Origin of the sequence: Bacillus sp. JJ1773 (genome assembly GCF_036962035.1) — a bacterium.
Lineage (GTDB): Bacteria > Bacillota > Bacilli > Bacillales > Cytobacillaceae > Cytobacillus.
Window position 1 is genome coordinate 26,525 of the sequence record NZ_JBALNX010000085.1, and the last position, 12,128, is coordinate 38,652.

At 37.1% G+C, this 12,128-nt stretch carries 10 protein-coding genes; 4 read left to right on the forward strand and 6 right to left on the reverse strand.

The window, feature by feature from the left end; all coding sequences use genetic code 11:
* Positions 1–342 precede the first annotated feature (342 nt).
* Both V7127_RS21405 and V7127_RS21410 read right to left on the reverse strand, forming a co-directional pair.
* Positions 343–690 (reverse strand): ArsR/SmtB family transcription factor, encoded by a 348-nt coding sequence (locus V7127_RS21405; RefSeq protein ID WP_335347275.1) that lies wholly within the window; start codon positions 688–690, stop codon positions 343–345.
* 30 nt (positions 691–720) lie between these two features.
* Positions 721–2,472 (reverse strand): SulP family inorganic anion transporter, encoded by a 1,752-nt coding sequence (locus V7127_RS21410; protein ID WP_335489446.1) that lies wholly within the window; start codon positions 2,470–2,472, stop codon positions 721–723.
* 322 nt (positions 2,473–2,794) lie between these two features.
* Between V7127_RS21410 and V7127_RS21415 the strand changes: the two genes are divergently transcribed.
* Together V7127_RS21415 and V7127_RS21420 are read left to right on the forward strand one after the other, a co-directional pair.
* Positions 2,795–3,997: an iron-containing alcohol dehydrogenase gene (locus V7127_RS21415; protein WP_335489449.1), complete on the forward strand. Its 1,203-nt coding sequence runs from the start codon at positions 2,795–2,797 to the stop codon at positions 3,995–3,997.
* Between the two features lie 212 nt (positions 3,998–4,209).
* A complete protein-coding gene (locus V7127_RS21420) occupies positions 4,210–4,665 on the forward strand; it encodes a nucleoside deaminase (RefSeq protein ID WP_335489452.1) in 456 nt (151 codons plus the stop codon).
* A 307-nt stretch (positions 4,666–4,972) separates the two neighbouring features.
* Here the strand turns inward: V7127_RS21420 and V7127_RS21425 are convergent, their stop codons facing one another.
* Positions 4,973–6,307 carry a uracil-xanthine permease family protein gene (locus V7127_RS21425; RefSeq protein WP_335489456.1) on the reverse strand — a complete coding sequence of 445 codons (1,335 nt, stop codon included), beginning with the start codon at positions 6,305–6,307 and terminating at the stop codon, positions 4,973–4,975.
* Between the two features lie 188 nt (positions 6,308–6,495).
* Here V7127_RS21425 and V7127_RS21430 point away from each other — a divergent pair, with 188 nt between their 5' ends.
* Positions 6,496–7,470, forward strand: a complete 975-nt coding sequence (locus V7127_RS21430; protein WP_335347280.1) for an aromatic ring-hydroxylating dioxygenase subunit alpha — start codon at positions 6,496–6,498, stop codon at positions 7,468–7,470.
* Between the two features lie 296 nt (positions 7,471–7,766).
* Here the strand turns inward: V7127_RS21430 and V7127_RS21435 are convergent, their stop codons facing one another.
* The 3 genes from V7127_RS21435 to V7127_RS21445 are packed head-to-tail and all read right to left on the reverse strand — an operon-like array spanning position 7,767 to position 11,644.
* Complete coding sequence (locus V7127_RS21435; RefSeq protein WP_335489460.1) at positions 7,767–9,017, reverse strand: Ger(x)C family spore germination protein; 1,251 nt, start codon at positions 9,015–9,017, stop codon at positions 7,767–7,769.
* Entirely contained in the window at positions 8,998–10,101 is a 1,104-nt protein-coding gene (locus V7127_RS21440; RefSeq protein ID WP_335348392.1) for a GerAB/ArcD/ProY family transporter, read from the reverse strand. Before V7127_RS21440 ends, V7127_RS21435 begins: the two co-directional genes overlap by 20 nt.
* 10 nt (positions 10,102–10,111) lie before the next feature.
* Positions 10,112–11,644 carry a spore germination protein gene (locus V7127_RS21445; RefSeq protein ID WP_335353586.1) on the reverse strand — a complete coding sequence of 511 codons (1,533 nt, stop codon included), beginning with the start codon at positions 11,642–11,644 and terminating at the stop codon, positions 10,112–10,114.
* Positions 11,645–11,851: 207 nt separating this feature from the next.
* Between V7127_RS21445 and V7127_RS21450 the strand changes: the two genes are divergently transcribed.
* Complete coding sequence (locus V7127_RS21450; RefSeq protein WP_335348394.1) at positions 11,852–12,112, forward strand: hypothetical protein; 261 nt, start codon at positions 11,852–11,854, stop codon at positions 12,110–12,112.
* The last annotated feature ends 16 nt before the right edge of the window (positions 12,113–12,128 follow it).

Here is a 12,128-nt window from a genome sequence, read left to right on the forward strand (position 1 = left end):
GGAATCCAAGGAAGATAAAAAAGTTGGACATAACAATCAAAATAAAATCCCGCGTCCAAATCTTATCGGACCCAATCTTATTCGGAAGAGTTTCATCCACTATATGTTTGCTCAATATCATTTCCCCCTGTGTAACACTCAAATGATTATTTATTATATTTAGGGACACTAAGTATAATGTCCATTGTACATAAGATTGGATGAGATTTCTATTTAAAAGGTCTGCCTTAGTTTTATCCACCGGAAGGGAATTATTCTTTGTTTTATTACAGGTTCACAGTCTATAACACTGATTGAGATTCACATTATACTATGAAAAAAACACAGCAACTAAAAGCTGTGTCAGTCTGTTTCTTCATTGCTTTCCATCTCTGATAATTTATCCAACATTGAAATTGCATCCACAAGATGATTATTAAAAATCTGCCTTGCCACCTGAAGCAATTCGATAATCATTGGATCTCTTAATGAATAAATCACCCGATTTCCATCCTTTGTACCAGTTACAATATTTTTTGATCGTAACACTGTTAGCTGCTGTGATACAGCAGAACCTTCACTTCCAACGATTGATTGAATTTCATTTACACTTTTGTCTCCATCTGAGAGAATCTCAAGAATTCGTATTCTAAGCGGATGGGCTAAAGCTTTAAAGAAATCTGCTTTGAATTTTTGCATTTCAAGGTTCATTTGAATAACCCCTCTTTATTTAGTGCAGTTTTATGAAGTAAATGCCTTTTTACCCGTATGCGCCTTGGAGGATAGCGCAGTGCATTCCTTAAAGGCAAAGTGTTTGCAGCCTAGGCATTTCTCTCTATTTAATTCTTGTAATGCATAATCAATCGCTTCGCCTGTATGTTCGAAGAAATGATCTTCTCTAATTGCATCGAATAAGCCAGTCTTTTGCATCATTTTCATCGGCTGTGGCCTTAATCCGGAGATTAAGACAATGCCATGCTTGGAAAAGTCCTTAATGATGTTAGCTAAAGAAGCCTCTCCAGTAGTATCCATAAATGGAACCTTTGACATTCTTAGAAGCAACACTTTTGGTTTATAATTGATGGTGCTCATTATGGTCTGTGAAAAGGTTTGCGCCGCGCCAAAGAATAAAGGACCTTCTATATTGTAAATACTTATTTGCGGACAATCATTAGTATCTGTGACCATATGGGTTCGTACCTTTTCGTGCTTGTTCTTATGATCTGGCAATGCTTTAGCAGTGACCATTATGTCACTCATTCGTTTCGTAAATAGAATGACGGCTAATAATAACCCGACCTCAACTGCTACCGTTAAATTAATAAATACGGTTAATAGAAAGGTGACAGACAGGACGAGGGAATCTTCTGTTTTTGTCTTAAGTACATGATAGAATACATGTCTTTCACTCATATTCCAGGCAACAACCATTAATATCGGCGCCATACTGGCCAACGGAATGCTTGAAGCATACCGAGCAAAGAGTACTAGTATTAATAATACCATGAACCCATGGATGATCCCAGAGAAAGGGGATACTGCTCCATTTTTTATATTGGTAGCTGTACGGGCAATTGCGCCTGTTGCCGGTATCCCTCCGAATAATGGAGTAATGATATTGGCCACACCCTGACCGACAAGCTCACGATTACTGTGATGTTTGCTGTTCGTCATCCCATCCGCTACAACGGCTGAGAGCAAGGATTCAATCGCACCAAGGATGGCAATGACAAAAGCAGGTCTAATTAGCTGAACGATTTTGTCCAAAGTAATGTCCGGAAGGGAAAACTGTGGTAAAGTACTTGGAATATCCCCATACGTAGATCCGATTGTAGCAACTTCTCCAGGATAAAAGATGGAGGCAACAATCGTTGATAAAAGCAACCCAATTAAAGGGCCTGGGACTCTCGGAAATAGTTTAGGAGTGAGAATAATAATTATTAAGCAAATGCCAGCGGTTAACACACTAAAGATATTAATCGTTTGAAGATGACTAAAAATCTCTACAATATTTTCGTGAAATAACTCATGCTGCTTAACGCCCTGTAGTCCAAGAAAATTGGCGATTTGCCCTGTGAAAATAATGACAGCAATTCCCGATGTAAATCCGATCGTAACAGGTCTTGGAATGAATTTAATTAATGCCCCTAACCGAAATACACCCATTAAACAGAGGATAATTCCCGCCAAAAATCCTGCAATAAGAAGGTTTTCATAGCCATAGGTAATAACAACTCCGAATAAGATCGGGATAAAAGCCCCGGTTGGACCGCCAATTTGGTATTTTGATCCCCCAATTACGGAAATTAAGATTCCCGCAATAATAGTTGTATAGATTCCATACTCAGGCTTGACTCCTGATGCAATAGCAAATGCCATGCCTAGAGGGATGGCAATAACACCTACAACTAATCCAGACAAAAGATCCTTTTGGAAGCCTTGTAGAGAATACCCTTTATATCTGCCAGTAAAAAACCATTTTTCTTGCTTCATATTACCCCTTCTTTATTTTTAGTATCTTAATATATTGGTATATTTGATTATTTGAATATACTATAATATGAATATATACCTAATTCTTTATCCTGTCAAAGGAAATTTTATTAAATAGTTTGTTGGAAAGAAAATCAAAAAATTTCAGCTTTATATGAGAATGAGTGTTAAAATAGTAAATGTTTGATAATTCAGTATTTTCTATATCCTATTCACAATGGTAATTAGCTTATAAGCAATAATTCCGGAGTTACACCTTGTCATACTTTACATAGTTTGAGCGTTTAATGAAGTATAGGACAAAGCAGGGGGAGAGTGCAGGATGGAAAATTACGAGTTTTTTAGAGCGCCGCAAACCATTATCTATGGTCAAAAATCTTTCGAAAAAGTAGGGCAAGAAGCTTCATCAAGAGGGAAAAGGGCATTAATTGTCAGCGATAAAATCATGGATCGGTTAGGTTACGTTCATCAATGCCAAGAATATTTACAGGATCGTGGTGTTGAAAGCTCCATTTATCTTGGTGTTGACTCGGAGCCAACTGATCAATATGTAGCAGAGTCACTTGGGATTTTTAAGAAAGAAAATTGTGATCTCGTTATTTCAGTAGGAGGCGGCAGCTGTATTGATACCGCAAAAGCAATAGCCGTACTTGCTGTTAATAGTGGTTATATCGGCGATTATATGGGAGGGAAGAAAATAGCGAGTCAGCCTCCTATCCCACATATCGCCATTCCTACGACAGCCGGAACCGGTTCCGAGGCAACTGATGCGACAGTTATTACAAATTCATCTAACCAAGTCAAAATGATGATTAAGCAGCCTGCCTTTATGCCATTAATAGCGATTGTCGATCCACTTTTGACATTATCATCCCCGAAGCATGTTACAGCAGCAACAGGCATTGATGCACTAAGCCATGCAGTTGAGGCTTATCTTTCAAAGAAGGCACATCCAATGACAGATACAATTGCGTTGTCCGCAATGAAATTAATCGTTGAAAATATCCAAATAGCTTATTCGGACGGGAACAACATTAAGGCACGTGGAGCAATGTCTCTTGGGTCCCTTCAGGCAGGAATGGCTTTCAGCAATTCATCTGTCTGTCTCGTTCATGGAATGTCTAGACCAATTGGGGCGTTATTCCATGTTCCGCATGGGTATTCAAATGCGATGCTTCTCCCTGCTGTATTGGAATTTAGCAAGGATTCCTGTATTGATCGATTAGCAGATTTAGGGAGAATTTTTGCAAAGGGAAGAAAGGTATTTTCTAATGCAGAGGCTGCAGATCTTGCCGTAGAATCTGTTAAAAAGCTTTGTCAAACCTTACATATTCCCAATTTAAAAGGGTGGGGAATAGATGAAAAAGAATTTCAATTAGCTATAAGCAAAATGGCCAAAGACGCCATGGAAAGCGGAAGCCCGGCAAATAACCCAAAGGTCCCGACAATACAGGAGTTGGAAGAACTCTACATGGATTGCTTTCATTATAATTTTTTCCTAAAAAAGGAAGCCCACAACGACTAGAATACTAGAAAATTTTATTAATGGTGAAAGAGTCGAAGCTAACCTGGAACAAAAACAATCTCGTAACAGAAAAAGGTTCCCATATCGTCTAATGTAGGTGTAGAAGCAAACTGTACGAGAAGGAAGATGATGACGGCCCTGGTAGGCGAAACGGGGGCTAATATGATACGCTAGTAAGAAATAAGGTTTTGTACTAGAAAGGAGTCTTTATCATGGACACATTTATGAAGAAAGCCATTCAATTAGCTTTGGATAATGTTAAACAGGGCGGCCAGCCGTTTGGTGCTGTATTGGTAAGAGACAATGAAGTTATTTCTGATGGAGTAAATGAACTTCATATTCATTTTGATATAAGTGGACATGCAGAATTATTGGCGATTAGAAGGGCGCAAGCAAAGCTTCAAAAATTGGACTTGAGTGATTGCACCATATATGCGAGCGGTGAACCATGTTCGATGTGCTTAACCGCAATTTATTTTGCCGGTATTAAGACTGTTTATTATGCAGCCTCAGTAGATGACGCAGAAAAGGCTGGCCTTGGAAAATCAAAAATGATCTATCTTGATCTTGCTAAAGAACGAAATGAACGAGAAATCAACATCATTCATATGCCTAATGATGAATCCATTGCAGATCCAATGAAGCAATGGGAGGAAATCCAAAAGTAGTAGACGAAAAATAAATAAAATAGGAAGGAGCGGTTACTTAACGTAAAAGTCCGCTCCTTTTATCAATTCTATGAAGAAGAAACAGTAAGATTTCTAGACGAGCAGGGATTAATGTTATCGTTATAGAGGGATTCCGGCAAAAACCCTAACATAGAAATGTCCAATGTAAGGGTTTTGTAGAAGGTTTGGCAAAAACCCAAACATTGAAGCGTGCAATGTTAGGGTTTTGAACAGAACTGCTCCAATACCCTAACATAGGTATAAAAAAAGGAACTAATCGCAAAATTAGTTCCTCCGAAATTATCGATTATTCACTCACAGGTTCCGATGCAGAATTTCTTTTACCAGTCGGAATGACTAAGTTTATTATGACAGTAGCAAGTGCGCCAACTGTAATTCCAGAAGATAAAATATATGTTGCCCATTCAGGTGCACTGTATAACACATCTTTTGGCAAAACAGTTACTGCGATCGTTAAAAGAATCGGGATCCCAATGACCATCATATTACGGTCATCTATGATGATTGGTTGAATGACCTTCATGCCATTTGTCACAATCGCGACACAAACGATACCAAAGATACCGTTAATTACAGGCTCAGGGATACAAGTGATAGCAGTAGAAAGCTTTGGAACTAGGCCTAAACAGACAAGGATAAGTCCACTAGCCATAATCGCTAATCTGCTGGCAACTCCAGTAATTGCAAGAAGTCCTGCATTAGATGAATAACCAGTCATTGGCGTGCTTCCAAATAGGGCACCAACAAAACATCCAAGACCTTCACCAACAGAAGCTCGGTTTAAACGCTTCTCATCAAGCTCTTTTCCTGTCACGGTAGAAACAACAAACCACGTTCCAGTCGTTTCGATTAAAATAATAAAATAAACTAAAACCATTGTAATAATAGCACTTACATTAAAAATCGGCTTACCAAAAGGAAGAAATGATGGCAATGAGAACCAAGCGGCTTCCTTAACAGGGGAGAAATCAACGCTTCCGAATAAGCTTGCTGTAAGCGTTCCTGCAACTATGGCAATTAAAACAGAAATCAATCGGAAAAAAGTTCCAATTCCATTCATTTTACGGCCAAGAAGCATACAAATGATCAGTACGCCTGCAGAAACTGCAGCAATGATAATGTTGTCACCTACATTGCCTGGTGCAATATAGATATTATTCATTCCTACTGGCATTAAGGCAATCCCAACAATGATAATAACGGTTCCCCCGACAAGAGGAGGAATGATTCTTTTGACTACCTTTGCAAACCATTTCAATGGATATCCTAGAAGTGCAATGATCAGTGCCCCTGGAATAAGACTTCCCGCAATAGCTCCTAATCCAAGCTTTCCCCCAATAGCTGCAATGGCTCCAATTGGTACATAGGAAGGACCCTGTACGACTGGCAGCTTAATTCCTGCACCTGTCTGAATTAAAGTAGCAAGCCCTGTTGCTAGAAAGCACATTTGAATAAAGAAAGACGTATTTTCAGTTCCTAAAGATAAAAGGCCAGCAATGATGATTGGTGCAATATACAAATCCATAGCTAACACGTGCTGTGCTCCAAGTAGGAGTGCCTTTCCATAACTAATTTTATCATCTACTCCAATGATAATCCCATTATTTGGTTTCCCTTCCAAAACGGTATTCCTCCTTGATATTCGCGTTTTTAACCTTTTCAACTGGATTATATTAAAAAAAAAAGCGTTTGTATATAAAAAACGAACATTTTTTTGAAGAATATTAAATTTGTTCGTGTTTTTAGTTGACCAATGATAATAATCTTATTACAATGAAAATAGAAAATACGTAAATAAAGGGGACTAACATGATACAAGATCAAGTGTTGCTAGAAGATTGGATTGTTGCCTGTCGTTCTGTTGATGTGAAGAATACGCCTATTCAAGTAATTGTGATGGGAGAGCGGCTCGTTATTTTTAGAAATAGTGAAGGAGTCCATGCATTTAAAGATTTATGTATTCATAGAGGGGCAGCCTTATCATTAGGGGAAGTTAAGAATGATTGTCTTGTTTGTCCTTACCATGCTTGGGAGTTTCATCATGATGGGGATTGTGTTAAGATTCCTCAGCTTCCGGAAGGCAGATCGATCCCTAAGAAGGCAAAGGCAACGACTTATGGTTGTACAGAAAAATATGGATTTATTTGGGTGAACTTAGCTAATAATAATCCTGATTTCTTCTATTATAAAGAAATGGAAACAACAGATTACCACAATGTCATTTGGGGACCGCAGGAAGTAAATGCCAAGCCACCGCGTATCGTTGAAAACTTCTTGGATGTTGGCCATTTGGCAGTCGTCCATCAAGGGTTCCTTGGAGACGAATCTCATCGTGAAATTATCGATTATTCCGTAAATAAAGAGGGAAATCGAATATACTCAGACGAAATTGCCATTTATCAGCCTGATCCAGATGGTTCTGGAAATCCGAAATATGTCTATTACACATATGAAATTATTCGTCCTTTAACCGTTCTATTCACTAAGAAGGATCGTGAAAATGGGACACATATGACGATTTTATTAACCATCCGTCCGGAAACGGAAGATAAATCTGTAGCTTATGGAATTCTTTCATTCGACTACGAAACGGGATTATCAGATGAAGAAATTATTAAGTTCCAGGATGAAATTTTTGCTCAGGACAAGCCAGTAGTTGAGAATCAAAAGCCAGAAGAACTGCCGCTTGATTTACAAGTTGAGCTATCACTAGTAAGCGATAGAATGAGTATTGCGTATCGACAATATTTGAAGGAACTAGGAGTAATCCACGGAACCAATTGAGATATTATGATTGCCACGGCTAATGAGGCTTGTATAAGGTGCCTGGCTCCACACTAAAACTAACATCTAGAGTCTACCTCATTAATTAGACACTAGATGTTGTTGTACCGTGGCGCCTGGCACCTTTGCCTTATAATATTAAGCCATAAATGGATCCAACAATTGTTCCGCCTATTAACAAGAAAACCCCGAATGCTCCTATTTTATTCTTTTCTTTCCAAAGTGAAATACAAAAGCCAAGTGAATAGAGGAGGATAAGCACTAAGGTTATCCATAAGAAAATAAAAATGTTCAATTTAATCCCTCACTTTATGAAGACTTGGCAATTTACTTTGTCTCCCATATTCAATAATTTTTACTTTAACCGTTACTTTTACATCCATATTTGGATAGGCTTCCATCCAGTTAAATTTATGATAATCCTTAAGATTCGAAAATTCCTTTCTCGCGTTTAATGACCATCCAAACGGTTCTCCTTTGAATTCCTCCTGTGTCTTTCTGACAAAATTATTTATTCTCCCTTCAAATTGATCTTCAATATGTTTTTTTAATTTCTCTCGGTTCTCTTTGTTGGAATTGTAATTTACCATACTATGATCTGATAATACATCGATCATAAGCGGCAAAGTTACGTGGATCGTGCCATTCCTGTCAAATAAATTCATTTGAATATCGGCTTCCTTTTGCTGGGAGATTCTTACCCCCATGCTATAATTTTTATTAAATGGGTCTGGAACCGAAGCAAGCATATCTGTGGCATGATCGACATTATTTAATAGGTAGGATATACGTGTTTCTTCTCCTGTAAGTTTTCCAATCATTTTCCCTTCTTTAAAAACAGCTGATCCTAAAAACTCAGTTTTGTTCGTTTTTCCCCGAGGCTTAAATTGCCCTGCAAAAATATTATCCTCATTCCTCATTTCATTAATCTCATCTTTATCGGGTTCTGTTGTCGCATAAATACCTAAAAAGAGGTCGGCATCAGCCTCAGTTATTCTTAAATACGTATGCAGTTGAGAAAAAGGAATGAGACCAGTTTCATTTCCGCGATTAATAATATTTTCAAAATATTTATGTACCCTAGTTTCAAGCCTTGGCTTATTATTTTCCATAAATTTACGGGCATCTTCCTTTGTGAAAACTAAGAAATTATCTCTTCGAATGTCTTTTAGTTTTATGGCATCGTACATCCATCTAATAAAATCTTTATCCCTTGCAAGCTTCTCAGAAACAATAATAATTCTGATCATATCAAAGGAAATTTCCCTTGCCACAATGGTATTTGCAAAACTTTCAGTTGTAATTATATCCTTTGTTTTAAAGGAAATAATTTCTGTTGGAGGTTCTGACGTGGAACCACCCATCTGAACCGAGCCTACCTCGGGATTTATAATCAAAAAGGAAATTTCTATCCCTTGATCTTCAGCCTTATCAAATCCAATCGCAAGAACATAATCTCTCCGATCAATTTCCTTCTGATCCCAACATCCGCTTAGTAGTACTATGATAATCAAAGGACAGAGAAGTTTAATTTGAGACGTTTTCATTGTTTTTTACTCCTTTTATCCTTCCAAATATCCAAATCACAAAAGGGAATATGAGAAAAACCGGTGTCGTTATGTAGATCAATTTCTCTCGTAAATGGAAAAGTGTAAAAGAGGGACTTTCCGGAATCAATCCAAGTACTACTGCTAAAGTTGCCATGATTGGAATGAGATAATTGAAATTTTTGATTTTAAAAATATAACTAAATATGAGAGCGTTTAAATATAAATAAACCGTAAATCGGAGAAAGGCAGCGACAAGCCAAAATGGAAAAAAGAAAGTTTCAACATTAATTAAAAACCCAATTTCAAAATAACGAATCGCTTCATGAAAAGCATAATTCATCATCTTCACGCCAATGTAATCAAACAGCATGACATAGCCCATAATGGAAACAGACAATTCAATTGTTACGAATAAAAGGCCGATCCAAATGCCTTTTTTATAACTTTTTTTCTCAGAGATAAATGGGAATAGGAGAGCCAAATAAAATAAATCTACATAAATGGATGAATGCGTTACGCTGTGTTTTAGTACTTCCCACTTACCTGGTCCGAAGATTGGAAATATAAAGCTTGATTCACCTTTGACAAACAGGAGCAATAAGACTACAAGAAGGGCGATTTTTATATAAATAAGAAGAGCCCATGAAACCGACCCGATATGCTTTATTCCTTTTTTCGCTCCGTAGGCACATAAGGCCATGGATAGGGCATGGATGATAATAAAAGGTGTTTTTGTAAAATACATCGTTGAAATGAGATTTCCATAAGTGGCAGAGTCGATGGTCAGGGCACTGAAAAAAATCGCAAATAAAATAAATAGAATGATAAATCCGAGGTATTTTCCAAATAAATCAAGAATGATTTCAGCTAAATTTTTATTTCCATATAAGTTAAGTGTTTTAAGAAGCAGGAATAATGGGAAAAAGGAAACTGCCCCAATGATTATAGGGGCCATCCAAGCTGCAGTTTCTAAATGATTAAATAAAATTGTAGGTGTGTCATCTCCAAGCTTCGTACCTACAGTGATGACAATAATGGCATAAAATTCCCTAATCCCCATTTGTCCCTTTAATTGATCCATTAACATTCTCCTAGTTTTTTTTCATATCCTTAGGCTTTAAATAACCTGGTCTGAACACTTCGTCTTGCAGCAGCCTTCGGAAAAGACTGTCATTTGATGAGAAATATCTCGGAGTGAACGGTGCTAAATAAGGAACACCAAAGGACTTTAATGAGACTAAATAAAATATTCCTATCACAAAGCCAGCTGTCATCCCATAAATTCCGAATAGTGCCGCAGTCATTATAAAAAAGTAGCGGCTTAAACGGATAGAATAATCCATATTAACATCACCTAGAATAAAAGAACAAAGTCCCGCTAGTGCAACAACAATAACAACAATCGGACTAACTATATTTGCCTGTACGGCAGCCTGTCCTAGTATTAGGGCTCCAACAATTCCAATTGTTGGTCCAATTGGGGCTGGAACCCTTAACCCGGCTTCACGTATAAGATCAAAGGCAATTTCCATTAGAAATACTTCGACAAACGCGGGAAAGGGCACCCTTTCTCTCGTGGCAGCAATCGCTAATAATAAATCGTGCGGTATCATTTCCGCATGAAAGGATGTCATAGCCACATAAATTGCTGACATGAATAGTGTGATAAAAATTGCCATCATCCGCATTAATCTAGTGAAATTAGCAGGAATAAATCGCATATAATGATCTTCAGCTGTATGATAAAATGACCAAAAGGTAGCCGGAACAACAAGGGCAGCTGGAGAATTATCCATAATTAGAACTATATAGCCGTTATCAATATATGAAACAGCGCGATCCGGCCTTTCTGTATATAATACTGTAGGAAATAATGAAGTTTTTCGATCTTCAATATACTGCTCTAATAGGGCAATATTATGAATTGAATCTACATCAAGCTTTGCTAATTTTTCCCTGATATTAAGAAGTAATGTTTCATTTGTTAAATCCTTGAGATAGACAATGCTAACTTGATTTCTCGCTCTTTTTGAAATAACAGATGTTTCAAAAATGAGGCTTTCATTTTTAATTCTCTTTCTAATTAAAGAAACATTAACATTGAGCTTTTCAGTAAATCCTTCTTTGGATCCTTTTAAAGTTAATTCATTCTCTGGCTTATCAATTTGCCGGCTAGCCATTGCACTAGCAGTCATGCCATAGGCAAATGGAAATCCGTCAACGATGAGGATGAGGCCTCCATCATTAATTTTGTCAATAGCATCTTGTATCATCTGAATCTTAACGAGCGATTGAAATTCTATTAAATCTTCAATTTCTTTTTCCGAATTTTCATTTGTCAGCAATGGTGAAAGTAAATGTTCTTCAATAATTTTATAATCAGAAATGGAATTTATGGCAATGGTAGCAGCTTTGATATTCAAACCGCCAATATTAATGGTACGAATGATCACGTCTTTATTTAAGGGTATAGAATAGATATGATTAAAAATGTCGATCATTTTTTCTAAGTTTGGACTTATCGATTGCTTCTTCAGTTCAATATCTTTGGCATTCGATATTTCATTAAACTGGGTATTTATCTTTTTATGTTCAAGCAGTTTTTTAATAAGTCCACCAATCATATTGGTTCCCTCCCTCTATTTAAATTTTCCAATTTGCATGGGAATTATGTACTTTTTAAGTTTTGGAAGATCCGGAGGGTTGGTAATGGACTATTAATCCATTTTTGTCAAATATTTGGGGTTAATCCATTCGCATATTTTCGTTAAAATTGTATAGAAATTTAGTATCTGTTGTTTTTTGAGCAGGGGAAGGAGGCAGTTGAAGAAATGGAGTATGGTATTGGTTTATTATTAAGTATCGCCATAACAGTATTTATGGTTATAGATGCACCAAAGCATGGGAAAAGTCCGGTACTTTGGGGAATCCTAGGATTTGTTTTCGGATTATTAGGTTTAGGTATCTACCTTATAGTGACGGGTAGAAAAGTGTTAGGATGGATTATTGTTGCTTTATTTATTCTGCTTGTTATTGGAGTCATTCTATTATTTGCATTTTTCTTTTCGATGTTTATTAATATGGGCTATTAATATAAGAAAGAACCCG